The following is a 23,592-nucleotide window of genomic DNA, read 5'->3' as shown; positions in this document are numbered from 1 at the left end:
CCGCCGCCGGAGCTGCCGGTGTTGGCCTGGTTGACCCCGCCGCCGGTGCTGCCGGTGTTGGCCTGGTTGACCCCGCCGCCGGTGCTGCCGGTGTTGGCCTGGTTGACCCCGCCGCCGGTGCTGCCGGTGTTGGCCTGGTTGACCCCGCCGGCGCTGCCGGTGTTGGCCTGGTTGACCCCGCCGGTGCTGCCGGTGTTGGCCTGGTTGACCCCGCCGGCGCTGCCGGTGTTGGCCTGGTTCACGCCAGTGCCGCCGCCGGTGTTGGCCTGGTTGACCCCGCCGCCGGTGCTGCCGGTGTTGGCCTGGTTGACCCCGGCGCCGCCGCCGGTGTTGGCCTGGTTGACCCCGCCGCCGGTGCTGCCGGTGTTGGCCTGGTTGACCCCGCCGCCACCGGCACCGGTGTTGGCCTGGTTCACGCCACCGGTGCCGCCGGTGTTGGCCTGGTTGACGCCACCGGTGCCGCCGGTGTTGGCCTGGTTCACGCCACCGGTGCCGCCGGTGTTGGCCTGGTTGACGCCACCGGTGCCGCCGGTGTTGGCCTGGTTGACCCCGCCGCCACCGGCACCGGTGTTGGCCTGGTTCACGCCACCGGTGCCGCCGGTGTTGGCCTGGTTGACCCCGCCGGCCCCACCCGTGTTGGCCTGGTTCACGCCAGCGCCGCCACCCGTGTTGGCCTGGTTGACGCCACCGGTGCCGCCGGTGTTGGCCTGGTTGACCCCGCCGCCGGCCCCACCCGTGTTGGCTTGGTTGACCCCGCCGCCGGCCCCACCCGTGTTGGCCTGGTTGACCCCGCCGCCACCGGCACCGGTGTTGGCCTGGTTCACGCCGCCGGCCCCACCCGTGTTGGCCTGGTTGACCCCGCCGGCGCCGCCGCCGGTGTTGGCCTGGTTGACCCCGCCCTGGCCGCCGGTGTTGGCCTGGTTGACCCCGCCCTGGCCGCCGGTGTTGGCCTGGTTCACGCCACTCTGGCCGGCGGTGTTGGCCTGGTTCACGCCAGCGCCGCCACCCGTGTTGGCCTGGTTGACCCCACCGCCACCGGCACCGGTGTTGGCCTGGTTGACGCCACCGGTGCCGCCGGTGTTGGCCTGGTTGACCCCGCCGCCACTGGCACCGGTGTTGGCCTGGTTGACCCCGCCGGCGCCGCCGCCGGTGTTGGCCTGGTTGACGCCGCCGCCGGCCCCACCCGTGTTGGCCTGGTTGACCCCGCCGCCGCTGGCACCGGTGTTGGCCTGGTTCACGCCGCCGCCGGTGTTGGCCTGGTTGACGCCGCCGGCGCTGCCGGTGTTGGCCTGGTTCACGCCAGTGCCGCCGCCGGTGTTGGCCTGGTTGACGCCGCCGGCGCTGCCGGTGTTGGCCTGGTTGACGCCACCGATGCCGCCGGTGTTGGCCTGGTTGACCCCGCCACCCTCACCGGTGTTGGCCTGGTTCACGCCACTCTGGCCGCCGGTGTTGGCCTGGTTCACGCCGCCGCCGTGCTCGGCGTCCCACTCCTGCTTGTTCTCGCAGGTACCGGGGCACATCGAGTACACGGTGTGGATCGGGCAGGTGTAGCCGGCCAGGTCCGGGGCGAGCCCGGTGTTGGCCTGGTTGATCCCTGCATCGATGGCCGCGTTGGCCTGGTTGACCCCGGTGCCGCCGGTGTTGGCCTGGTTGACCCCGCCGGCGCCGCCGGTGTTGGCCTGGTTGACGCCGCCGGCACCGCCGGTGTTGGCCTGATTGACCCCGCCGCCCACGGTCTCCGTCATGTCTGTTCCTCTCGTCGTGTCGGGCCGCAGACCCCGCGCAGCGCGTCGGCGCTGGTCGGTGGCGCACACGACCCCCGAGGGGGGAGCCGGTCCGGGCCGCTGGTGACACCTGAGAGCTTGGGCACTCGGGGGAGAGGGGTCATGAGTACTGCGGTACTCAACTCGCGGTGCAGGGCCGCATTGCCCTACTCGGCGGATGCGGCAACGCCCTGCTCATCTCAGCGGGAGGTGCGGATGCCGCTGACCTGCGCGAGGTCGCCTCGCCCGGACACCCCGAGCTTCGCGTAGACCATGCGCAGCGTGTTGTCGACCGTGCGCACGCTGACCACGAGCTGGCTCGCGATCGCCTTGCTCGTCAGACCGGAGGCGGCGAGCGACGCGATCTCCATCTCGCGGCGGGTGAGGTCCGCGACGCCTTCGAGCTGCTCGAGGGCGGGCGTCGAGGCGCCCTCGCACTTCTCCGCCCACGCCCGGGCGCGCGAGGCCGAGCCGCCGGCCGAGCCGCCGGCCCCGGCTGCGCGGTAGGCAACGGCGGCCTGGGCGGCCGCGTCGGCGGCCTCGAGGAGCAGACCGCTGTCCGCGAGCCGGTCGGCGACGTCGTCGAGCGCCTCGCCGTCCCCGCCCGCGAGGGCACGGGCGTGGTCGGCGTAGAGCAGGGCCATCGGATTGGTCGAGTCCTTGGCGAGGGTCTCCAGACAGTCGGTGACGGCGCCGGTGATGCCCAGGCGGACCGCGGTGTGCAGGGCGCGCAGCCGGAGTCCGAGCGCCGTGCGCCCGTCCGCCGTCTCGAGCGCGATCCGCTCGGCTTCGGTCGTCTGCCCGACCACACCGGCCAGCCAGACCTGGGCCGGGCCTGCCCAGCCGGGAATCGGACCGTCGAGGGCGAGGTCGCCGGCCTCCTCGAACACCGACCTCGCCCGCGCGGCTTTACCCACCGAGGCGACCGCGACGGCGAGCTCGCTGACCAGCGGCACGGTGAACACGAACTGCTCCGAGGGGACGCCGGCCGCGGCCTCCAGCAGCCAGCGGGTCGCCGTGTTCATGTAGCCCCGCCGGGCGGTCGCGATGCCGACCCACGTCGCGCTGAGAGCGGTGACGGTGCGTTGCTCGTCGACGATCGACCGGGCGTGTGTCTGCAGGGCTACGGCCTCGGCGTCGTCGAGCCGACCCTCGCTGAGATCGGCGTACCACCGTGCGCAGGTCAGCTCGATCAGCATCCAGCCGCCGGTCGGGTCCTCGGCCTTGCTCTCGAGGCCCTGCTCGGCGTAACGGCGGGCCTGGTCGGGCCGGTTCGCCCGCAGCGCCGCGGTCGCGGCGATCGTGAGCGCGCCGATCGGAGGTGCGACACCGACCGGCTCGGCGAGGGCGGGTGCCACCGCCTCGGCCGCCTCGAGGTGCCGACCGGCGAGCAGGAGCCCGAACGCCCGGAGAACCGTGCTGTCCTCGCCGTCGGGAAGGTCGGCGCGGCCGGTGGCCGCCGCGATCATCTCCTGTACGTCGCCGACGTCCCGGTGCCCCCAGTACTGGTTGTAGGCGCGGGCCAGGGCGGCGGCGACCGCGATCTCGCCGGACACGGTCGCGTCGCGGCACAGCGGGGCGAGCGTCTCCTCCGCCTCGCCGGTGTGGCCCAGCCGGATCAGGACCCGGGCGTGCTGGAGGCGCGCCGCCGGGTCGCCGGTGGCCGCGGCCTCCCGCAGCAGCCGCTCGGCGAGCAGCGGGTTGGTGCCGACCGCCCCGGCGGCCGCCGCGAGCAGCTCCTCGGACGGGATCGCGGCCCCCTGGCCGGTGCGCCAGTCCAGGAGACGCCAGCGGTCCTCCTCCCGGCGGACACCTCGGGCCTCCAGCGCGTCCGCCAGGTACTGGTAGGTCTGGCGCTCCTGGAACGCCGTCGCGGCGTGTCTCAGGACCTCCGTGTGCAGCGGGTGCGCCAGCGCGACCTCCACCCGTCGGCCCGTGCGGCGCGAGGTGATGATCCCGCGCTCCTCCAGGGCTGCGACCGTCTCCGACGAGGTGAGCTCCGCCGCCAGGTCGCCGCCGAGCGGTTGGCCGAACGCGAGCAGGCGCATGAGGCGCTGCTCGAGCGGTGCCGAGCCGTCGGTGCGCTGTTGCATGATCTCCGCGAGCCGTGCGGACACCGGGATCGTCCCGTTGGTGTGCCACACGCGGCCGGTGGGCTTCAGCGCCCCGCTGGCCCGCGCGCCGCGCACCAGCTCCCGCAGGAACAGCGGGTTGCCCAGCGAGAGGGACCAGAGCCGGTGCAGCGTCGCGGCGTCGACGTGACCGCCCAGCACCGTGACCACGAGGTCGTCGGCCTCCTCGCGGGTGAGCTCGGGAAGGTCGATCCGTTCGACCAGCGACTCCTTCCAGAGCGCGAACACCGGTTCCGGCACCGACACGCCGGTGGGCGCGCTCAGGACGAGGAAGGCGTCACCGGAGGATGCGAGCTGGTGGAGCAGGACCGCGGTCGTCTCGTCGAGCAGGTGCACGTCGTCGACACCCAGCAGGAGCCGCGCCGTCCCCTTGGCGCGCAGCAGCACCTGTCGGGCCTCGTGCAGGAGCCACCCGGGGCTCCCGTCGCCGGGGTCGTGGTCCGGCAGCAGGTGGCTCAGCGCACCGAGCGGGATCCGGGTCGTCGCACGGGAGGCCACGACCCAGACCGGGTGCCAGGACGGGCCGTCCGGGTGGCCGTCGCCGGGCCCGGTCGAGCCGACGCCGACCAGGGCCGCCCGGGCGAAGCGCGTGCGCCCCACCCCCGGCGGACCGATCGCGAGAATCCCCGCGCGCTCGTGGCGCACGGCGATGCGGCTCACCGTCTTCAGGGCGTCACCGCGACCCGCGAGCGGCCACTCCTGCTCGTCGCTGTTCACCGGACCACCCCGGGCGTCCGCAGGGAGGACGTGTCCATGTCGCCTCCCTGCCGATGGGACGACCCAGTGTCGTCCTGAGTCCCTGTTTCCGGAATGGTTCGGCGCCTCGTTACGTCGTCCTACGGATGTCGGGCCATCGCCCCTGGTCGTCCGGTGTGCCGTCGTCCGCGCATGCCGCAGCGGACGACTTCTTGATCGCTTGCCCGAGCAGTGTGGTCATCCCGCCGCTCGTCCGATAGCACTACGGCAGGCTTTGCGTAGTCAGGGCTGCGCAATGCAGGTAACCGGGGGTTACAGGTACTGCGGGAGTCCCCGATCCTGCGGCCGCGGGTCCGGTCGGGGGACACTGCTCGGACCACCACCACCCTCCGAGGAGCTCCGTGAGGATCGCCCTCGTCGCCACGTGCCTCGGCGACGCGATGTTCCCGCAGGCGCCACGGGCCACGGTCGAGCTGCTCGAGCGCCTCGGGCACGAGGTCGTGTTCCCTGCGGACCAGACGTGCTGCGGGCAGATGCACGTCAACACCGGCTACCTCGACCTCGCGCTCCCGCTCGTGCGCCACCACGTCGACGTGTTCTCGGGCGTCGCGGACGTCGTCGTCGCCCCCTCCGGCTCGTGCGTGGGCTGCGTGCGCCACCAGCACGCGATGGTCGCCCGCCGCGGCGGCGACGAGAAGCTCGCGCAGGCGGCGGAGGATCTGGCGACTCGGACCTACGAGCTCTCCGAGCTGCTGGTCGACGTCCTCGGCGTCACCGACGTCGGCGCCTACTACCCGCACCGCGTCACGTACCACCCGACGTGCCATTCGTTGCGGATGCTGCGCGTCGGCGACAAGCCGCTGCGGCTGTTGCGGGAGGTCCGGGGCCTGATCCTGACCGAGCTGCCCGACGCCGAGGTTTGCTGCGGGTTCGGCGGGACGCTCGCGGTGAAGAACGCGGACACGTCGACGGCGATGCTCGCGGACAAGATGGCGAACGTGCTCTCGACCCACGCCGAGGTGTGCACCGCGGGGGACACGTCGTGCCTCATGCACATCGGCGGCGGGCTCTCGCGGCTGCGCTCGGGCGTGCGCACGGTGCACCTCGCGGAGATCCTGGCGTCGACCACCGAGGGAGCGCCCGCGTGACCGTCGAGCCGGGACGCGCAGCGCAGAGGAGCCGGACCACCGCGTTGGGCATGCCGACCGTCGCGTCGGACCCCCACCACCACCTGCGCGGCACCGAGACGTTCCCCGTCGCCGCGCGGCGGGCGTTGACCGACACCCAGCTGCGCCAGAACCTCGGGCATGCGACCCGCACGATCCGGGCCAAGCGCGCCGCCGTCGTCGGCGAGGTCGACGATTGGGAGGAGCTGCGCCGCGCCGGCGAGTGCCTCAAGGCCGACGTGATGGCGCGGCTGCCTGAGCTCCTCGAGCAGCTCGAGGCGTCGGTGACCGCGCGGGGCGGCGTCGTGCACTGGGCGCGCGACGCCGAGGAGGCGAACCGGATCGTCGTCGACCTCGTGCGGGAGACCGGGTCGGACGAGGTCGTCAAGGTCAAGTCGATGGCGACGCAGGAGACGGGGCTGAACGAGGCCCTCGGCGCGGTGGGGATCGCAGCGCTCGAGACCGACCTCGCCGAGCTGATCGTCCAGCTCTCCGACGACAAGCCGTCGCACTTCCTCGTCCCCGCGATCCACCGGAACCGCTCGGAGATCCGCGACATCTTCCTGCGCGAGATGCCCGGCGTGGACCCCTCGCTGACCGACGAGCCGCGGAGGCTCGCGATGGCCGCCCGCGCGCACCTGCGGCGCAAGTTCCTCTCGGCGAGGGTCGGCGTCTCCGGGGTCAACTTCGCCGTCGCCGACACCGGGACGCTCTCGGTGGTCGAGTCCGAGGGCAACGGGCGGATGTGCCTGACGCTGCCCGACACCCTGATCACCGTCATGGGCGTCGAGAAGATCGTGCCGACGTGGTCGGACCTCGAGGTGTTCCTGCAGCTGCTACCGCGCAGCTCCACCGGCGAGCGGATGAACCCGTACACGTCGACGTGGAGCGGGGTCACGCCGGGCGACGGGCCGCAGGCGTTCCACCTGGTGCTGCTCGACAACGGTCGGTCGAACGTGCTGGCCTCGCCGGACGGGCGCCAGGCGCTGCACTGCATCCGCTGCTCGGCGTGCCTCAACGTCTGCCCGGTCTACGAGCGCGCCGGCGGGCACGCCTACGGGTCGGTGTACCCGGGCCCGATCGGCGCGGTGCTCTCGCCGCAGCTCACGGGCATCGACGGTCCCGACGACGTCAACGCGTCGCTGCCCTACGCGTCGTCGCTGTGCGGGGCGTGCTTCGACGCGTGCCCGGTGCGCATCGACATCCCGCACCTGCTCGTGCAGCAGCGCGCGGCGGCGGTCGAGGCGCACGGGCGGCCGAGCGCGCAGGACCTGGCGATGCGCGCGGCGGCGGCCGCGATGGCATCGCCGGGGCGGTTCTCCCTGGTCGAGCGGGCCGTGAAGCTGGGCCGGCTGCTCGGTCGGTCGGGGCGCATCCGGTCGGTGCCGGGGCCGGGCGCGTCGGCATGGTTCGGGGCGCGGGACATGCCGGCGCCGCCCGCCGCGACCTTCCGGGAGTGGTGGGAGCGCCGTGGCCGCGCGTGACGAGGTGCTCGCCCGGCTCCGGGCGGCGCGCGACGCCGGCGGCGCGACGCCGCCGGACGTGCCGCGGGACTACCGCCACCACGGGGTCTTCGCGCCCGGGAGCGCCGACGCCGTCGAGCGGCTCGACGAGACGCTGACCGACTACCGGGCCACGGTGCACCGGGTGAGCACCGAGGACGAGGTCGCCGGTGCGGTGGCGGCGGTGCTGCGCGACGCCGGGGCGAGGTCGGTGGTCGTGCCCGCCGGGCTCCCCGCCGGCTGGATGTCGTCGTACGACGGCGAGATGCGCACCGACGACCCGCCGCTGTCGGTGGCCGACCTGGACGCGACCGACGCCGTCGTCACCGGCGGGGCGGTGGCGATCGCGGACACCGGCACCTTCGTCCTCGACGCTCTCGCCCCGGACCAGGGGCGCCGCGCGATCAGCCTCGTCCCCGACCACCACGTCTGCGTGCTGCGCGCGGACGCCGTGGTGTCGTCGGTGCCCGAGGCGCTCGCCCGCCTGGACCCGAACGGGCCGCTGACCTTCGTCTCCGGTCCGTCGGCGACCAGCGACATCGAGCTCGACCGCGTCGAGGGCGTCCACGGCCCCCGGCGCCTCGACGTCGTCCTGGTCGGCCCTATGTGAGCACTTTCCCGGCCTGTAGGCCGGGAAAGTGCTCACATACGTCAGCGGCCCCGGACCGGCGGGCCCCAGTCGGTACCCTCGCGCAGGGTCCGCTTGAGCAACTTGCCGCCCGGGTTGCGGGGCAGCGGGTCGGCCGAGACGACCACGTACTGCGGGACCTTGAAGTCGGCGACCTGCGTGTCGAGGTAGGTGAGCACCGTGTCGACGTCGATGTCCGACCCGACCAGCACCGCGCCGACCTTCTCGCCCATGACGTCGTCCGGGACCCCGACGACCGCCGCGTCGGCCACGCCGGGCGCGCTGGCCAACGCGTTCTCGACCTCCACCGAGTAGACGTTCTCCCCGCCCCGGTTGATGACGTCCTTGGCCCGGTCGACGACCCGCACGATGCCGTCGTCGACGCGCGCGAGGTCGCCGCTGTGCAACCAGCCGTCGACGAAGGTCCGCGCGGTCGCGTCCGGCGCCGCCCAGTAGCCGTCGACCACGTTCGGGCCCCGGATCAGCAGCTCGCCGACGCCGGCGTCGTCGACGTCGGCGAGCGCGAGGTCCACGACCGGCGCCGCGAACCCCACCGAGTCCGCGTTCTCCGCGGCCCACTCGTGGGGCAGGAACGTCGCGATCGACGAGGTCTCGGTGAGCCCGAACCCGTTGCCCAACCGGGCTTGCGGCATCCGCTCCATGAGCCGCCGGACCAGCGCGGGCGCGATCGGAGCGCCGCCATAGGAGATCCGCTGCACGTGCGAGAGATCGGCGCCGAGGTCGTCGCGGGCCAGCGTCAGGCCGTAGATCGCCGGGACGCTGACGAGCGTGTCGATGCGCTCGTCGACGATCGTGCGGACGAACGTGGCGCCGTCGAACACCGGGAGCACCACCGTCGTCCCGCCGAGGGCGAGCTGGACGAGCAGCTGCGAGTTGCACCCGGTGACGTGGAACAGCGGCACCGACACGAGGTTGCGCGACGTCGGACCGACGGACCGGTCGATCCCGATGACGCGGATCGCGGTCTCGACGTTGGACAGGAAGTTGCCGTGGGTGGTCCGCGCGCCCTTGGGACGGCCGGTGGTGCCGCTCGTGTAGAAGATCGCGGCCAGGTCGCCGGGGACGAGGTCGTCGAGGGCCTCGGGATGGCCCGTCGGCAGCGCCTCGCCGGGCCGGAGCACCGCCGCCGCGGCGCTGTCCTCCAGGACGTAGGACACCTCCGGTGCGGCGAAGCGGGTGTTGACGGGCACCGCGACGGCCCCGGCGAGCAGCGTGCCGAGGAAGCCGACCACCCACTCGAGCCCGGCGGGCAGCAGCGAGGCCACCCGGTCGCCGCGCCGGACCCCGCCGCCGACCAGGCCGCCGGCGACCCGGGCCGCCCGGTCCCAGAGCTCGGCGTAGGTGACCCGCTCGCCCCCGACCTCGACGAGCGCCTCGACGTCGGGGTGGCGCTCCACCGACGCGCGCACCATCGCGACCACCGACGGCGCGAGGTGGTCGTAGCGCGCGATCCCGTCGCGGCCGCGGGTGATGCCGGAGAGGTCGAACGGCGCGGGGCCGCGATCGAGCGGGGTGGGGCTCACGAGAAGTACCGCCGCGGGTTGTCCACCAGCATCGTGGTGATCTGCTCGTCGGTGACGCCCTGCGCGCGCAGCGCGGGCAGCACGTCGTTGTGGATGTGCTCGAAGTGCCAGTTCGGCAGCATCTGCTCCTTGATCGCCTGGTGGGCGCCGGAGAAGAAGTCGATGTAGCAGGACGCGTCGTGGGCCAGCACGATCTTCTCGGCATAGCCCTGCGCGCAGAGCGCGGCGATGGTGGCGACGCGCTGGTCGGTGGGGTTGAAGACGTCGATGCCGAATCGGTCGGCGCCGATCGTGGCGCCGCGGTCGGCGATCTCGCGGAGGTAGTCGAGGTCGTTGCTGTCGCCCGCGTGGCCGATGACCACCTTCGTGAGGTCGACGCCCGCCTTCTCGTAGAGGTCGAGCGCGAGCCGCCCGGTCCGGTGCGCGGCGTTGGTGTGCACGGTGATCGGCACGCCGGTCTCCACGTGGGCGTCCGCGATGGCGTGCTGGATGCGGGTCTGGTCGGGCGTCAGGCCGCGCTCCTCGACGACGCCCTTGAGGAACGCCGCCTTGATGCCGGTGCCGCCGATGCCCTCGCGGATGTCCTTGAGGAACATCTCGGTCATGGGCTCGTCGCCGCCGAGCACGGTGCCCGGGCCGCGATAGTGCAGGAAGTGCGGGATCTCGTCGAACGTGTAGAGCCCGGTGGCGACGACGATGTTGAGGTCGACCCGGGCGTTGATCCGGGCGACGCGCGGGACGTCGCGACCGAGCCCGATGACGGTGGGGTCGACGATCGTGTGGACCCCGAGGTCGCGCAGGCGACGCAGCTTGTCGATGGCGTCGGCGACCCGGACCTCCTCGTCCCAGTACTCGTCGCCGTGGTTCTGCATGACGTCCGGGCTCAGGACGAACACGTGCTCGTGCATCAGGGTCGTGCCGAGATCGTCGACGTCCACCGGACCCCGCACCGTCTCCACCGTGGGCATCGCCGGAACCTCCGCCTCGTCGCCTGTGACCCAGAGCACTCTAGTTGTTCGCTTGTCGGCTATATAGCTTGATGGCAAAGTTGCTCGGGTGGACGTGTTCCAGGCGGTGGCCGACCCGGTGCGGCGCTCGATGGTCGAGCGCCTCGCCGACCGGGGTGAGGCGACCGCCGGCGAGCTCTCGGCGCTCGCGGCCGAGCTCTTCGGCATCCGTCAGCCGACCGCGTCCAAGCACCTCAAGGCGCTGCGCGAGGCCGGGGTGGTCACCAGCTCGGTCGACGCCCAGCGCCGCGTGTACCGGCTCGAACCCGGCCCGCTCGACGACCTCGCCGGCTGGGCCGCGCGCCAGGCGCGCTTCTGGACGGGGCGTCTGGATGCGCTCGAGCGCCACCTCGATCCCACCGATGACGACAGGAGTCCGTCGTGACCGACCTCCGGGGTCTCGTCGACAGCGCCACCGGCGTCGTTCATCTCGAGCGCCGTCTGGCCGCGCCCGTCGAGCGGGTGTGGAGCGCGCTCACCGACCCCGCGCGGCTCGGCGACTGGCTGGCGCCGGTCGAGTCCGGCGCGCCGGGCCCCGACGGCCGTTTCGTGCTGTGCATGAACGTCGCCGAGACCGCGACCTGCACGGTCGTCGGGTGGGACCCGCCGCACGAGATGCGCCTGACCTGGGACTACACCGGCGAGTCGGCGTCCGAGCTCACGCTGCGCCTCGATCCCGACGGCACCGGCACGCTCCTGCGTCTCGACCACACGCGGATCACCGTCGACGTCGTGCGGTACGGCGCCGGGTGGCACGTGCACCTCGACAACCTCGACGTGCACCTCGCCGGCGGGAACGTCCGCTCCGAGGGCTGCTCGGGGCCGGCGTTCCTGGCGGCGTGGGAGGCCCTGGCGCCCCGGTACGCGGCGACGGACCCGGCATGAGCACGGTCGCTCTGGTCACCGGGGCCGCGCGGGGCGTCGGCCGCGGGGTGGCGCTGGCGCTGGCCGACACCGGGGCGACGGTGCACGTCACCGACCGGGAGTCGCGAACGCGCCGGCGCTCGACGCTGCCGGGCACGGTCGAGGACACCGCCGAGCAGGTCGACGCCCGCGGCGGACACGGGGTGCCGCACGTCGTCGACCACGCTTCCGGGCCGTCGGTGCTCGAGCCCGTCGTCGCCGCGATCCGGGACGCGCACGGCGGGCTCGACCTCGTGGTGGCGAACGCCTTCGACGGCAACGCGCTCCCGTTCGCGCCGGCGCCGTTCTGGGAGCTCGACCCGGCACACTGGGCGAACATGATCGACGTGGGCCTGCGCAGCCACTACGACACCGCGCGCGCCACGGCGTCGCTGGTGATCGCGCGGCGGGGTCTGCTCGTGCTCACGGGGTACGCGTCGGACTCCGCTGACGAGGTGCTCGGCGGGCACGCCGTCTACGACCTCGCGATGACGGGAATCGCGCGCCTGGCGCGCTCGGTGCACGCCGACCTCGCCCCGCACGGAGCGACGGCCCTGTGCCTCTCGCCGGGGTTCACGGCCACCGAGGCGATCGTCGCGGCCCTCGGCGACGATCTCCCGCCCGGGGTGGACGACGTCGAGGCTCCGGGCCGGGCGGTGTGCGCGCTGCTCGCCGACCCCGACCTCGCGCGGCGCGGGGGCCGCACGGTGCCGGTCGGCTCGTGAGGGTGCCGCCCCGGCTCTCGGCGGCGGTCGACCTGGTCGACCCGCCTCCGGACGCTCGGGTGCTCGAGGTGGGGTGTGGGCGCGGCGTGGCCGCCGCGCTGCTCCTCGACCGGCTGCCGCGGGGTCACTACGCGGGCATCGACCGGTCCGCCGTCGCCGTTGCCGCCACCGCCGCCCGGCTCGGCGCGGGTGAGGTGCTCACGACCCCGCTCGCCGCGTTCCGACCGGAGCCCGGCGCGTTCGACCTCGCGTTGGCGATCAACGTCAACGTGTTCTGGACGGATCCGGCGCGCGCGGAGCTGGCGGTGCTCGCGACGGCGTTGCGCCCCGCCGGGGTGCTGCATCTCGTCTACGGCTCCGACGGTGGTGCGGCACCGCGCACGGACGTCGTCGACCGGCTCCGCGACCATCTCGTCGCGGGCGGGTTCGCGCCCGAGATCACGACGCCGACGCGGCGCGGGATACGGCTGCTGCACGTCCGCGCCGCGTCCGGCGGTCAGGACCGGTAGGCCAGCAGGCGCACGCCGAGGGCGGACTCGGTGCGCTGGATCTCGGCGAGCTGGTCGGCGCTCAGTTCCGCGTAGGGGCTCGCGGCCTCGTACGCGACGACCGGGGTGCCGAGGCGCTCCTCGAGGCGGTGGAGCTCGCCGAGCGCGGTGTCGTCGAGCGCCGCCGGGCGCAGGTCGGGGCCGGTGGACGGAGCGGACACGGGAGCCTCCTGCAGAGGGTCGAGCTGTCGGTCGGTGTGACCGGCGACACCGCCGGACGTCGGCGAGTATCCCGCGCACGAACGGCCCAATCACCCCGGGTGGGCGAAAATCGCGTCCCTGCCGCCCGTGTCCTCTACTGGAGGTAGCCGACTGCTCCGCACCGTGTCAGCGGCGTGGCGTCGCTGACGTCGAGTGTCCGTAACGCCACGCGCTCGACCGAGGCCATGGGCGTGTCGGAGCCGGGCGTGTCGGAGCTCGGCGTGTCGGGTAGGCGCGGAGCCATCGCACCCGGTGCCCGTATCGACACACGCTCGTTCGGCGAGCTCGCCGAGCGCCGCAGGTCGGCGAGCCTCGGCCGACTCCTTGATCGCGGGGGACGTGCTGACCTTCGCCGTCGGCGTGGCCGCCACGCTGACGACACCACGTGCGTCGCCGCTGCTCGCGGTGACGGGACCCCTCACATCCGACGGGCATCGTCACCGGTCCTCAGAGGAGGAGCGCCAGCTGGCGTGACTGCGCGACGAGCACGCCCCGCGAGTCCCAGACCTCGACGTCCTCGTCGTGCAGGCCGTGGGCGAGGTGGTTGCTCACCGTGCGGCAGCGCAGCGGACCGGGTGCGGGGTGCTCGCGCAGGTGCACGGTGAGCTGCGCCGTGCTCGAACCGCGCCCCACCTCGAGCACCACCGGCGCCGCGCCGTCCACGACGAACGCCAGGTCGGTCAGCGTCGCGTCCGAGCCGTCGGCGAAGGCGAACCAGAACTCGGCGGTGGGGTCGCCGGACGGCTCGCCGCGCACCCAGCCGGGCAGCTCACGCACGCCGTACCGGATCCGCTGTCCCACGGAGGCGCCGTCCGGCGGAGCCTCCGGCCCCCCGAAGGTCCGGCACTCCTCGAACGGCGGCAGCGGCGGCGCCGTGGTGCGGTCAACGGGATCGGCGGGCGAGGCGGCCAGGTCGGCGAAGGTGGCCTCGAGCCGCAGCACTTCCCGTTCCTCACCGTCCGGGCCGCCCTGCACGATCCGCGAGGTCCCGGTCGCCAGCCGGCGTCCGGTCCGGACGACGGAGGTCAGCACCCGCGCCGGCCCGGGCCACGCGGGGCGGAGGTACGACGCGGACGCGACGACCGGGTCGGGCAGCGGGATCTCCGTCGCGAGCGCGCGCAGCGCCACGCTCAGCTGGTAGCCGCCGTTGAGCCGGCCGTCCAGCAGTCCCCAGCGGTCGGACAGCACGATCTCGTGGACACCGTCGCCGACCCGCTCGGCGGCGCTGTCGAGCGCGAGCTCACCGATCATGGTCCTGAGTAGACCACCACGCGCGCAGGGCCGCCGACTCCTCGTCGTCCAGCTCGACGTCGAGCGGGGTCGGGCGGACCAGACGCCGGCTCACCCCGGGCGCGAGCCGCATCACCACGAGCTGGCCGGTGAACGGCGAGGCCGGCCTGGTCGACGACGGCGCCGTCGCGCGGTGGCAGCGGCACCGGCATGCTCGCGCCGAACCCGACGTCGACGAGCTGCTCGTCCACGATCGGCGCCCGGTGACCTCGAGGGCGGTTCGGGTCAAGCGCCCCGACGCCTGCGGGGCAGGGCGCGCACGAGCGGCAGGACGCGGTGAGCGACCCGCTCGGTGAGAGCGATCTCCGTGCGCGTGCGCTCCACCCCGGGGGTGCCGATGATCCCCTGGACCACCTGCTCCAGGTGCGCGTTGGTCCGGGCGACCACCCGGGCCCAGAGGTCGCCGTCGCCGGTGATGCTGTGGGCCTCCACGACCTCGGGGATCGTCGCGAGGTGCTCGGCCACCGCGTCGAGCCGTCCCTGCGTGATGTGCAGGGTGACGAACGCGTGCACGTCGTACCCGAGCGCCTCGGGGTCGACCCGCGGCTCGAAGCCGACGATCACCCCGCGCTCCTGGAGACGCAGGAAGCGGGCCTGCGCGGTGCCGCGGGCGATGCCCAGCGCCCGCGCGTGCTCGCGCAGCCCGACCCTGGGCCGTTCGAGGAGTGCGAGCAGCAGCGCCCGGTCGAGGTCGTCGAGGTCCATGGGCTCGTCCAATGGCCGAAGCGGATCAGTTGAGGGGCGCCGATACTGGACCAATGGCTCAGTTAGCGAACACAAGGATAGACCACTGGCAAGTAACTCCCTACCTTCTGCGTCACCGCCACGACGTGTGGCCCGGCACCGGGGACCCACCCCGCGCCCGCGTGCCGGACCACCCAGGAGGTCCGCCATGACCGTCGACGTCCGTCCCCCCGCCTTCGACGTCCCGTCCGGCGGCTCCGACGACAGGGAGCCGCGCCGTCCGGTGTCGCTGCGTGACCGCTACGCGATGACCCGCGGGCGCATCCACCTCACCGGTGTGCAGGCGCTGGTCCGCCTCCCCCTCGACCAGCACCGCGCCGACCTCGCCGGCGGCCTGCGGACCGGCGGCTACATCTCGGGCTACGAGGGCTCCCCGCTCGCCGGCTACGACCTCGAGCTCGCGCGGCACCGCGACCTGCTCGCCGAGCACGACGTGGTCTTCGCGGCGGGGCTCAACGAGGAGATCGCCCTGACGGCCGTCGAGGGCACGCAGCTCGCCGCGGCCACCGGCGGCCTGACGCGGGACGGGGTCGTCGGCTACTGGTACGGCAAGGCGCCAGGCCTCGACCGCGCCACGGACGCCCTGCGCCACGCGAACCTCACCGGCACCCACCCCCGCGGCGGCGCGGTGGCGTTCGTCGGCGACGACCCGGCGGCGAAGTCGTCGAGCGTGCCCTGCGCCTCCGAGGCCGCGCTCGCCGACATGGCGGTGCCCGTGCTCTACCCGGCGGACTCCCAGGACGTCCTCGACCTCGGTCGCCACGCCGTCGCGCTCTCGCGGGCGAGCGGGCTGTGGACCGCGCTGAAGATGGTCACGGCGGTCGCCGACGGGTCGGGCACCGTCGACGTCGACCCCGACCGCCTGGTCCCGGTCGTCCCGGACACGACCATCGACGGGCGCCCCTACGTGCACACCCCGTCGGCGACGCTGCTCCAGCCCGCACTCGGCCCGATCGAGCGCGACCTCTACCGCGCCCGCCTCGTCATCGCGCAGCGCTACGCGGCAGCGAACCGCCTGAACACGATCGTCGGCGACGGCCCGGCCCGGGTCGGCGTCGTGGCCGCCGGCAAGAGCTGGCTCGACCTGCGCCAGGCCCTCGCCACGCTGGGTCTCGACGACGAGAGCCTCGAGCGACACGGCGTGCGCCTGCTGCGCGTCGGCATGCCCTGGCCGCTGGAGCCCGGCATCGTCGAGGAGTTCGCCGAGGGCCTCGACGAGATCGTCGTCGTCGAGGAGAAGCGGGCGTTCCTCGAGACCCAGATCAAGGAGCTGCTCTACGGCCGGTCGGACGCGCCGCGCGTGTTCGGCAAGCGCGGCCTGACGGGCGCCCCCATGTTCCCCGAGGCGGGCGACCTCGACCCCGACGTCGTCGCGCGCCGTCTCGGCGAGCGCCTGCTCGCCCACGGCGACGTGCCGTCGGTGCGCGCCTGGCGCGACGAGAAGGCGCGCCAGGCCGGTCAGAGAAGCCGTATCGACCTGTCGCTGACGCCCGTCGACGGCGCGAAGCGCTCGCCGTTCTACTGCTCGGGCTGCCCGCACAACACGTCGACCACCGCGATCCCGCAGGGCTCCCTGGTCGGCGCCGGCATCGGCTGCCACACGATGGTGCTGCTCATGCCCGAGGAGCAGGTCGGCGAGGTCACCGGCCTGACCCAGATGGGGGGCGAGGGCGCGCACTGGCTGGGCATGGCGCCGTTCGTCGAGGCCGACCACTTCGTTCAGAACATGGGCGACGGCACCTTCCACCACTCGGGCTCGCTGGCCGTCCGCGCGGCCGTCGCGGCCGGCGCGCACCTGACGTTCCGCCTGCTGCACAACGGTGCCGCCGCGATGACCGGTGGACAGGACGCCGTCGGGGCCCTGCCGATGCCGGCGCTCACGCGGTCGCTGGCCGCCGAGGGCGTCACGCGGATCATCGTCACCACCGAGGACCGCTCGCGGTACAAGGGCGCGCGCCTCGCGAAGGGTGTCGAGGTGTGGGACCGCTCCCGGTACGAGGAGGCCCAGCGCGTCCTCGCCGACACCCCCGGCGTCACGGTGCTCATCCACGACCAGGAGTGCGCGGCCCAGAAGCGCCGCAAGCGCAAGCGCGGCCTGCTGCCCGACCCGAGCACGCGCGTGATGATCAACGAGCGCGTCTGCGAGGGCTGCGGCGACTGCGGGCAGACGTCGAACTGCCTGTCGGTGACCCCGGTGGACACCGAGTTCGGCCGCAAGACCCGCATCCACCAGGCGTCCTGCAACAAGGACTACTCCTGCCTCGACGGCGACTGCCCGGCGTTCCTTACCGTGGAGCCCGGCACCGCGGCCGCGCCGCGCGGGCTCGAGCCGCTCGACGCCGACATGGCGCCGACGCCGCCGGCGGTCGTCGACGACCGGGAGTTCACGGTCCGGCTCGCGGGCATCGGCGGCACCGGCGTGACCACGGTGTCGCAGGTCCTCGCCACGGCCGCGCTGGTCGCCGGGCGTCATGTGCGCGGCCTCGACCAGACCGGGCTGGCCCAGAAGGGCGGCGCGGTGATCTCCGACATCAAGATCAGCCGCGGCGCCACGGAGGCCGCCGGCCGGGCCGCCGAGGGCGAGTGCGACCTCTACCTCGGCGCCGACCTGCTCGTCGCCGCCGAGCCGTCGAACCTCGCCACCTGCGCGTCGTGGCGCACGGTCGCCGCGATCTCGTCGGCGAAGGTCCCGACCGGCGCGATGGTCGTCGACCCGACGGTCTCGTTCCCCGACCCCGACGCGGTGCTCGCGCGCATCACCGAGCGGGTCCGCCGCGACGTCGGGGTGGTCGTCGACGCCCGGGCGCTGGCCGACGCGCTGTTCGGCGACGATCAGTTCGCGCTGACGATCCTGCTCGGCGCCGCGTTCCAGGCCGGCGCGCTGCCGCTGCCGGCCTCGGCGGTCGAGGAGGCGTTCACCCTCAACGGCGCCGCGGTGGAGAAGAACCTGCAGGCCTTCCGCCGCGGGCGCCAGTCGGTCGCCGACCCGGACGCGTTCGCGATGGTGGTCGCGCTCGTGACCGGCACCGGACCCGACACCGGGATCCCCGGCCTCACCGCGCGCGGTGCCGCCGAGGCCGCCGAGATCGTGGCGTCGGTCGGGGCGCCGGCCGGGAGCGAGCTGGAGCGCCTCGTCGGCATCCGGGTCCCGGAGCTCGTGGCCTACCAGGACGCGTCGTACGCGCGGGAGTACGCCGACGTCGTGCGGGGGTGCGTCGACGCCGACCCGCGGCTCGCCGAGGCGATCGCGACCGGGCTGTACAAGCTGATGGCGTACAAGGACGAGTACGAGGTCGCGCGCCTTTCGCTCGATCCGGCGCTCGAGGCCTCGGTGCGCGCGCAGTTCGGTGACGGCGCGACGTACGCCTGGAAGCTGCACCCGCCGGTCCTGCGTGCCATGGGCATGCAGCGCAAGATCACGCTGGGCCGCTGGTTCCGCCCGGGCTACCGCACGCTGCGTGCCATGCGCCACCTGCGCGGCACCCGCCTCGATCCGTTCGGCGTCGCCGAGGTGCGTCGCGTCGAGCGGGAGCTGGTGGGCGAGTACCGGGCGCTGGTGCCGGCGCTTCTCGACCTCGACGACACCGACCGCGCCGTCGAGATCGCCGGCCTGCCCGACATGGTGCGCGGCTACGAGGACATCAAGCTCGGCAACGTCGCCCGCTACCGTGCCCGCCTGGCGGAGCTGCTGCCCTGATCGGCTGACATGAAGGTGACCATCGGCTCCACGGCCACCGGGGTGGCGAGGCTGTTCGCGACGTAGCACTCCTGGTGGGCGAGGTGCACCAGGCGCTCCACGCGCGGGACGCTCGGGCCCGGCGCCACGGTGATCCGCGGGCGGAGCACGATCGCCGCGATCCGCACCGGGCCGTCGTCGTGCGACATCGTCGCCTCGGCGTCGTCGCGGTACTCGGTGACGTCGATGCGGGCGCGGGCGGCGATGGCGAGGAACGACAGCAGCTGGCACGACGCCGCCGCCGCGAGCACCAGCTGCTCGGGGTCGAGCCGGCTCGCGTCGCCGCCCATCGCCGGATCGTTGGAGAGCTCCAGGGTCTCCGATGCGGGTGGCGCCTGGACCCGATGCGCGCGCTCGTAACCGTCGTAGCCCGCACCGGTCGAGCCCGACCACGTGCAGGTCGCGGCGTAGCGGTGGGTGCCGTCGGGGTCGGTGGTGAAGGCCATCAGGGCAGCTCGTAGTCGAGGGTCAGCAGCTCGTGGGCGATGACGCCGGTGCCCGTCAGCCCGGTCAGCCCGCCGGTGCCGGAGCCGGCGACGACGAACGCCCACCGACGCATCTCCTGACCGTCCCCGCCGGAGGCGCCGTGCTGCAGGACGAAGCTGCCCGCGCGGCCCTCGAGCTCGCCGACCACGCGCTCCTGCGCGAGGTAGGCGGCGCCGGCCTCGCCCTGGGTGGTCAGCAGCTCGGTCACCGAGGTGCCCACGAGCGGTCCCGAGTAGGTCTTGCGGACCTGGGCCCGGCCGGTCGCCGGGCCCCGGCCCTCGGGCTCGGCGAGGGCGTCGCCCTCGGCGGGCGCCCAGAGGTCGATCGTGAACGGGCTCTCGAGGTGGGTCACCCCGTCATCCTCACCGGTGAAGGCTGACACCTTCCGTCAGGGGCGGGTCAGCTCGTCGGCGATCGCGCGCAGCCGCGCTCGCGCGAGCGTGTCCAGTGCCTGCGGCTCGGGCTCCGCCTCGCGCAGACCGTTGTAGTAGCGCCCGGTGACCCCGGCGAGCTCCGGGCCGACCGCGAGCCGCGCCGTCGCCTTGACGCCCTCGGCGATCGTGCTGATCGGCGATGGGACGATCTTGGTGGGCATGTAGGTGGCCGGGTGCAGGGCGGTCGCGGTGACGACGGCCGGGTCGAGTTCGTCGGCGAGGTCGAACGCGTCGAGGATCTGCGCGAGCTTGCTCTGGCCGTACGCCCGCCGGCCCGAGTAGCCCTTCCGCAGCATGAGGTCGTCGAAGTCGAGGGCCGCCTGACCCGCCGACGCCACCATGACGATCCGCGCCGGCCCCTGGGCGCTCGCGGCGCCCGCCGCCTTGAGCGGCTCGAGCAGGCGGTGCGCGAGCAGGTGGCCGGCGAGGAAGTTGACCGCGAGCCGCAGCTCGTGGCCGTCGGCGCTCTCCTGGCGCACGCCACCGCCGGGCACGTCGGCCCCGATGCCCGCGTTGTTGACGAGCACGTCGAGACGGGGGTGGTCGGCGGCCACACGGTCGGCGAGGTCGCGGACCTGCGCGAGCTCGGCGAGGTCCGCCCGGTACCAGGACAGGGCCTCGTTGCCCGTCGCCTGTCGGATCTCGTCGACCGCGGCCTTCCCGCGCTCGTCGTCGCGCCCGTGCAGCAGGACCGTCAGCCCGCGGCCTGCGAGGTCCTCCGCGAGGCCGCGCCCGAGGCCGTCGGTCGCGCCGGTGACCAGGACGGTGGCGGGGACGGGGGCGCTCACGTGGTCCACCGGTCGTGAGAGGCCGGCAGCGGGTCGTTGTGTCCCATGGACGTCCTGTGCCCGCTGCCGGCGTGCGACTCACCTCGGTTATCCCGGCGACAGTGATCCCGGCGACGAGGAAAGGCAGGACAGCCCTGCCTTCCCGCGCCTCGGTCGTCCCGGCGACGAGGGGGAGCCTAGGGACGGTCGGTGCGCTGGCTCGGGTAGCGCGTCGCCGACTGCGGCCCGTAGTACTGCGGCTCGGGGAACGGCACGGTGCGGCCGGGGACGCTGGTCTGCTTGCGGACCTGGCGCACCGCGGAGTCGACCTGCTTCTGGTACTTGCCGCCAGTGCGGCTGTTGACGAACGCCGCGGCCTGGTCGGCGTAGCGGTTGACCTTCTCGGGGTTCTGCTTCGCGTAACGCCGCGCGGCGGCGACGGCGGCGCCGAGCGCCGCAACCCTGCGCATCAGGGGCATCGGTTCCTCCTCGGGGGAACGGTCCTTCACCGTCGAGTGTGCCCGTTTCGGGTCGGTGAGGTGACGGCGGCGGTGTCCCGCATCGTCGCGGCGACGTCGCCGTCCCGCCGCCGGCCGCGGATCCGGCCGCCGGTGACCGCGACGACCGGCTCGGGGAGGTCACCCGAGGTGGTGCTCGACGAGGTGCTCGCCCAGCAGGTCGAGCCCGAAGTCGTGCCCCGGGTCGCGCCAGACGGAGTGGGCGTGGTTCACCCCGCGCTGGGTGTTGTCCCACTCCGCGAGCAGCCGGGGGCCCTGCAGCCGGTAGTAGTGCGGCTCGCCGCGCTCGGCGCCGCCGGCCCAGGCGAAGTGCACGGCGTCGAGGGCGTCACCGTCGAAACGGGCCCGCTCGCGCTCGACGAGCCCCGGCGGCATCCGGCCGACGTAGGTGTCGAGCAGCGCGCGCAGGATCTCCCGCTGGCCCGTGCCGAGGTCGGCACCGGCGACGCCCCGTGGGTGCGCGGTCAGCTCGGTCGCCGCGCGGTCGGACTCGGTCACGCCGAGCTGACGCTCGAGGCCGTCGTGCATCGACCAGAGTCGGTCCTCGAGACCTTGCTCGAAGTGCCCGCGCCAGAGGTCGGGCAGCGGGATGAGCCGGTCGCCGGGACGGGGACGCACGCGGTTGGCACCGATGATGTCGGCGGGCGCGGTCGGCGTGAGCAGCGCGCGGGGACGCTGCTCGCCGTCGAGGGCGTGCAGCAGCTCCCGGGCGAGGTCCTCGATGCCGCCGAGGGGGCGCAGCTCCCGGCCGCCGAGCAGCGGCGAGACCATCGGGTCCGCGCCGAGGAAGCAGGGACTGCCCGCGACCGCCTCGCCGCCGGCGACGAGGTGGTTGACCGACACGTGGTGCCCCCCGAAGCGCCACGACCAGGGCACGTCACCGGTCGGGTCGCCGAACACCCGCAGGTAGTACATGCCCGGGTCGCGGCCGCGGTCGCGCGCGAATGCGGTGGTGAAGCCCTCGGTGCGGTCGAGGACGTTCTCCAGGCCCATGATCGTCGACGCCGAGACGTACCCCGCCTCCGAGAGCCCGGTGGCCAGCAGCCGCATCGCCGCGCGCTGCTGGTGGGGTCGTTGCTCGTGCAGCGTGAGCCCGCCGTGGTCGGTCGGCGTGTAGAACCAGAGCACCCGCTCGGCGTCGGCGGCCTTCGAGCCGGGCCAGTCCCAGACGCCGGTCGCGCGCTGCCCCTCGTCGAGGGTGTCGATCCACGCCGCGGCCGCCTCGGCCATGGCCGAGGCGACCGTGCGCGGCGTGGCGGGGCTGGAGTTCATGGTCGAGCTCCCCCGTCGGCGTGCTCGGTCTTCTGCTGCGTCTCCGGCGTCACTTGATGCGCTGCAGCTGGGTGATCATCAGCCCATCGGACCCGCCGACGAGGTACTCGTCGAGCTTGCCGGCGAACTCCACGAGGTGGCTGTTGGCCAGGTGGGCCTCGAGATGGCCGCGGCTCTGCCAGTTCTCGTAGAACACGAAGGTCGCCGGGTCGTCGACGGCGACGTGGAGGTCGTAGTTGACGACGCCGTCCTCGGCGAGCGTCGGCTCGACGAGCTGCTCGAGCTCGGCGCGCAGCTCCGCCTCCTTGCCCGGCAGAGCGGTCATCCTGGCGACGACCGTGAGCAGGCTGCGGTCGTTCTCGGTGGGTGTGGGGGTCGGCACGCGAGGCCTCCAGGGGTCGACAGCGACGTCGAGAGCCCGATACCCGGGTCCCGGACGGGTCACGCGTCCCGGCGGGGCGGGTCGTCCTCGTCGGTCGCCGACCCGGTGCCGTCCTCCTCCTCGGAGATCGACCGCGACGAGCGCCGCCGTTCCGAGGCGCTGTCGGCGTCCTCGGGCTCGGCGTCGATGACGACGGGCTCCTCGGCCTCGTCCGGGCCGCCGGACTCCGGCGAGTCGACCGGCGCTTCGGGGTCGCGGGACCGCAGGTCGGCGGCCCGCGGTGACCCTGCGGGCGGGGCGGGCGGGCCCGGCGGGCCCGCCGACGGGGGTGCCGCGGGGGGTGGCGGCGTGTTCGTCAGCGTCCGGGAGGCCCGGATCGCCGAGCGCGCCCGCACGTGCTGCACCCCGACCAGCCCGGCGCCGAGGACCAGCGCCAGCACGCCGAAGATGATGATCGCGGACACCGTCGCGAACGCCCCGACGATGATCGCCAGTGCACCCACCACCGCCCAGACCATGCCGATGGTGCGCATGGTCGCGATGGTCGGCGGCGGGTCCGGGGGCTCGGTCACGGCGTCAGGTCCGGGGTCACGTCCGATAGCCCGCCTTCTCGGCGCGGTCCAGGGAGGCCCGAACCTCCTTCTCGGCGTCGGCGCGGCCCACCCAGGAGTGCCCTTCGACCTTCTTGTCGGGCTCGAGCGCCTTGTAGACCTCGAAGAAGTGCTGGATCTCCATGCGGTGGTACTCGTCGAGGTGGTGGATGTCGCGCAGGTGCTCGAGACGCGGGTCGTCGCTCGGCACGCAGAGCACCTTGTCGTCGCCGCCGGCCTCGTCGGTCATGCGGAACATCCCGATCGCGCGGCTGCGCACGAGGCACCCCGGGAACGTGGGCTGCTGGACGAGGACGAGCGCGTCGAGCGGGTCGTCGTCCTGGCCGAGGGTGTTCTCGATGTAGCCGTAGTCGGCGGGGTACCGCGTCGCGGTGAACAGGGTGCGGTCCAGCCGCAGCCGTCCCGTCTCGTGGTCCATCTCGTACTTGTTGCGGCTGCCCTGCGGCACTTCGACCAGCACGTCGAACTCCACGCTGCTCCTCCCGGTGACGGCGGCATGTGGGGCCGTCAGTGTCGCGTCCCGCCCCGGGGGCCGGC

The 23,592-nt window shown here is 73.9% G+C and carries 24 protein-coding genes; 8 read left to right on the top strand and 16 right to left on the bottom strand.

The annotated features are described in order from the left end of the window. Together AC2A1K_RS31240 and AC2A1K_RS31235 are read right to left on the bottom strand one after the other, a co-directional pair. On the bottom strand, positions 1-1,745 hold a 1,745-nt coding region (locus tag AC2A1K_RS31240; protein ID WP_483900250.1), incomplete at its 3' end, for a beta strand repeat-containing protein. A gap of 218 nt (positions 1,746-1,963) precedes the next feature. Then, entirely contained in the window at positions 1,964-4,612 is a 2,649-nt protein-coding gene (locus tag AC2A1K_RS31235; RefSeq protein ID WP_483900249.1) for a helix-turn-helix transcriptional regulator, read from the bottom strand. Between the two features lie 380 nt (positions 4,613-4,992). On the opposite strand from AC2A1K_RS31235, the gene AC2A1K_RS31230 reads away from it, so the two are divergent. The 3 genes from AC2A1K_RS31230 to AC2A1K_RS31220 are packed head-to-tail and all read left to right on the top strand — an operon-like array spanning position 4,993 to position 7,869. Continuing rightward, positions 4,993-5,739 carry a (Fe-S)-binding protein gene (locus tag AC2A1K_RS31230; RefSeq protein ID WP_483900248.1) on the top strand — a complete coding sequence of 249 codons (747 nt, stop codon included), beginning with the start codon at positions 4,993-4,995 and terminating at the stop codon, positions 5,737-5,739. Between the two features lie 50 nt (positions 5,740-5,789). Next, positions 5,790-7,241 (top strand): LutB/LldF family L-lactate oxidation iron-sulfur protein, encoded by a 1,452-nt coding sequence (locus tag AC2A1K_RS31225; protein WP_483900253.1) that lies wholly within the window; start codon positions 5,790-5,792, stop codon positions 7,239-7,241. Next, positions 7,228-7,869: a LutC/YkgG family protein gene (locus AC2A1K_RS31220; RefSeq protein ID WP_483900247.1), complete on the top strand. Its 642-nt coding sequence runs from the start codon at positions 7,228-7,230 to the stop codon at positions 7,867-7,869. Before AC2A1K_RS31225 ends, AC2A1K_RS31220 begins: the two co-directional genes overlap by 14 nt. A 41-nt stretch (positions 7,870-7,910) precedes the next feature. Here the strand turns inward: AC2A1K_RS31220 and AC2A1K_RS31215 are convergent, their stop codons facing one another. Then, positions 7,911-9,431, bottom strand: a complete 1,521-nt coding sequence (locus AC2A1K_RS31215) for a class I adenylate-forming enzyme family protein (protein ID WP_483900246.1) — start codon at positions 9,429-9,431, stop codon at positions 7,911-7,913. Beyond that, positions 9,428-10,399, bottom strand: a complete 972-nt coding sequence (locus tag AC2A1K_RS31210; RefSeq protein ID WP_483900245.1) for a phosphotriesterase family protein — start codon at positions 10,397-10,399, stop codon at positions 9,428-9,430. The genes AC2A1K_RS31215 and AC2A1K_RS31210 overlap by 4 nt, the downstream gene beginning before the upstream one ends. Before the next feature lie 88 nt (positions 10,400-10,487). Here AC2A1K_RS31210 and AC2A1K_RS31205 point away from each other — a divergent pair, with 88 nt between their 5' ends. Genes AC2A1K_RS31205 through AC2A1K_RS31190 form a run of 4 tightly spaced genes read left to right on the top strand, consistent with a single transcriptional unit; the run spans position 10,488 to position 12,575 of the window. Continuing rightward, on the top strand, positions 10,488-10,823 hold the full coding sequence (locus tag AC2A1K_RS31205) for an ArsR/SmtB family transcription factor (protein WP_483900244.1): 336 nt from the start codon (positions 10,488-10,490) through the stop codon (positions 10,821-10,823). Next, a complete protein-coding gene (locus AC2A1K_RS31200; protein ID WP_483900243.1) occupies positions 10,820-11,323 on the top strand; it encodes an SRPBCC family protein in 504 nt (167 codons plus the stop codon). The genes AC2A1K_RS31205 and AC2A1K_RS31200 overlap by 4 nt, the downstream gene beginning before the upstream one ends. Next, positions 11,320-12,066 (top strand): SDR family oxidoreductase, encoded by a 747-nt coding sequence (locus AC2A1K_RS31195; protein WP_483900242.1) that lies wholly within the window; start codon positions 11,320-11,322, stop codon positions 12,064-12,066. The genes AC2A1K_RS31200 and AC2A1K_RS31195 overlap by 4 nt, the downstream gene beginning before the upstream one ends. Next, complete coding sequence (locus AC2A1K_RS31190) at positions 12,063-12,575, top strand: class I SAM-dependent methyltransferase (RefSeq protein ID WP_483900241.1); 513 nt, start codon at positions 12,063-12,065, stop codon at positions 12,573-12,575. Before AC2A1K_RS31195 ends, AC2A1K_RS31190 begins: the two co-directional genes overlap by 4 nt. On the opposite strand, the gene AC2A1K_RS31185 is transcribed toward AC2A1K_RS31190, so the two are convergent. The 4 genes from AC2A1K_RS31185 to AC2A1K_RS31170 all read right to left on the bottom strand — a co-directional run bounded on the left by AC2A1K_RS31185 (position 12,563) and on the right by AC2A1K_RS31170 (position 14,810). Next, entirely contained in the window at positions 12,563-12,775 is a 213-nt protein-coding gene (locus AC2A1K_RS31185; RefSeq protein WP_483900240.1) for a hypothetical protein, read from the bottom strand. The two genes, AC2A1K_RS31190 and AC2A1K_RS31185, sit on opposite strands and share 13 nt — an antisense overlap. Before the next feature lie 487 nt (positions 12,776-13,262). Next, the gene (locus AC2A1K_RS31180) at positions 13,263-14,066 is read right to left on the bottom strand and encodes a thioesterase family protein (protein WP_483900239.1); all 804 of its coding nucleotides are present in this window, start codon (positions 14,064-14,066) and stop codon (positions 13,263-13,265) included. Further along, the gene (locus tag AC2A1K_RS31175; protein ID WP_483900238.1) at positions 14,056-14,334 is read right to left on the bottom strand and encodes a hypothetical protein; all 279 of its coding nucleotides are present in this window, start codon (positions 14,332-14,334) and stop codon (positions 14,056-14,058) included. Before AC2A1K_RS31175 ends, AC2A1K_RS31180 begins: the two co-directional genes overlap by 11 nt. Further along, positions 14,331-14,810, bottom strand: a complete 480-nt coding sequence (locus AC2A1K_RS31170; protein ID WP_483900237.1) for an Lrp/AsnC family transcriptional regulator — start codon at positions 14,808-14,810, stop codon at positions 14,331-14,333. Before AC2A1K_RS31170 ends, AC2A1K_RS31175 begins: the two co-directional genes overlap by 4 nt. Before the next feature lie 286 nt (positions 14,811-15,096). Between AC2A1K_RS31170 and AC2A1K_RS31165 the strand changes: the two genes are divergently transcribed. Continuing rightward, positions 15,097-18,546 (top strand): indolepyruvate ferredoxin oxidoreductase family protein, encoded by a 3,450-nt coding sequence (locus AC2A1K_RS31165; RefSeq protein WP_483900252.1) that lies wholly within the window; start codon positions 15,097-15,099, stop codon positions 18,544-18,546. On the opposite strand, the gene AC2A1K_RS31160 is transcribed toward AC2A1K_RS31165, so the two are convergent. From AC2A1K_RS31160 to AC2A1K_RS31125, 8 genes are all read right to left on the bottom strand, one after another. Further along, positions 18,513-19,031 (bottom strand): OsmC family protein, encoded by a 519-nt coding sequence (locus AC2A1K_RS31160; protein WP_483900236.1) that lies wholly within the window; start codon positions 19,029-19,031, stop codon positions 18,513-18,515. The genes AC2A1K_RS31165 and AC2A1K_RS31160 overlap by 34 nt on opposite strands. After that, the gene (locus AC2A1K_RS31155) at positions 19,031-19,423 is read right to left on the bottom strand and encodes a DUF3224 domain-containing protein (RefSeq protein WP_483900235.1); all 393 of its coding nucleotides are present in this window, start codon (positions 19,421-19,423) and stop codon (positions 19,031-19,033) included. The genes AC2A1K_RS31160 and AC2A1K_RS31155 overlap by 1 nt, the downstream gene beginning before the upstream one ends. Before the next feature lie 36 nt (positions 19,424-19,459). Further along, entirely contained in the window at positions 19,460-20,293 is an 834-nt protein-coding gene (locus AC2A1K_RS31150) for an SDR family NAD(P)-dependent oxidoreductase (RefSeq protein ID WP_483900234.1), read from the bottom strand. A gap of 176 nt (positions 20,294-20,469) precedes the next feature. Next, positions 20,470-20,751: an antitoxin gene (locus tag AC2A1K_RS31145; RefSeq protein ID WP_483900233.1), complete on the bottom strand. Its 282-nt coding sequence runs from the start codon at positions 20,749-20,751 to the stop codon at positions 20,470-20,472. A 159-nt stretch (positions 20,752-20,910) separates the two neighbouring features. Beyond that, the gene (locus tag AC2A1K_RS31140; protein WP_483900232.1) at positions 20,911-22,062 is read right to left on the bottom strand and encodes a DUF3500 domain-containing protein; all 1,152 of its coding nucleotides are present in this window, start codon (positions 22,060-22,062) and stop codon (positions 20,911-20,913) included. A 49-nt stretch (positions 22,063-22,111) separates the two neighbouring features. Then, positions 22,112-22,444: a putative quinol monooxygenase gene (locus AC2A1K_RS31135; RefSeq protein WP_483900231.1), complete on the bottom strand. Its 333-nt coding sequence runs from the start codon at positions 22,442-22,444 to the stop codon at positions 22,112-22,114. A 59-nt stretch (positions 22,445-22,503) separates the two neighbouring features. Further along, a complete protein-coding gene (locus AC2A1K_RS31130; RefSeq protein ID WP_483900230.1) occupies positions 22,504-23,016 on the bottom strand; it encodes a DUF308 domain-containing protein in 513 nt (170 codons plus the stop codon). A gap of 16 nt (positions 23,017-23,032) precedes the next feature. After that, positions 23,033-23,527, bottom strand: coding sequence for an inorganic diphosphatase (locus AC2A1K_RS31125; protein ID WP_337712761.1), 495 nt, complete (start codon positions 23,525-23,527; stop codon positions 23,033-23,035). Between the last annotated feature and the right edge of the window lie 65 nt (positions 23,528-23,592).

This window comes from Actinomycetospora sp. 2LY8.5, from assembly GCF_057180585.1.
The sequence above is the reverse complement of the archived record's forward strand: the minus strand, read 5'-3'. Positions and strand labels throughout refer to the sequence as shown.

Coding starts and splice junctions, on each gene's coding strand:
- AC2A1K_RS31225 (WP_483900253.1), top strand. CDS start 5,790: ATGCCGACCGTCGCGTCGGACCCCCACCACCACCTGCGCGGCACCGAG.
- AC2A1K_RS31210 (WP_483900245.1), bottom strand. CDS start 10,399: ATGCCCACGGTGGAGACGGTGCGGGGTCCGGTGGACGTCGACGATCTC.
- AC2A1K_RS31195 (WP_483900242.1), top strand. CDS start 11,320: ATGAGCACGGTCGCTCTGGTCACCGGGGCCGCGCGGGGCGTCGGCCGC.
- AC2A1K_RS31180 (WP_483900239.1), bottom strand. CDS start 14,066: ATGATCGGTGAGCTCGCGCTCGACAGCGCCGCCGAGCGGGTCGGCGAC.
- AC2A1K_RS31170 (WP_483900237.1), bottom strand. CDS start 14,810: ATGGACCTCGACGACCTCGACCGGGCGCTGCTGCTCGCACTCCTCGAA.
- AC2A1K_RS31165 (WP_483900252.1), top strand. CDS start 15,097: ATGACCCGCGGGCGCATCCACCTCACCGGTGTGCAGGCGCTGGTCCGC.
- AC2A1K_RS31160 (WP_483900236.1), bottom strand. CDS start 19,031: ATGGCCTTCACCACCGACCCCGACGGCACCCACCGCTACGCCGCGACC.
- AC2A1K_RS31145 (WP_483900233.1), bottom strand. CDS start 20,751: ATGCCCCTGATGCGCAGGGTTGCGGCGCTCGGCGCCGCCGTCGCCGCC.
- AC2A1K_RS31140 (WP_483900232.1), bottom strand. CDS start 22,062: ATGAACTCCAGCCCCGCCACGCCGCGCACGGTCGCCTCGGCCATGGCC.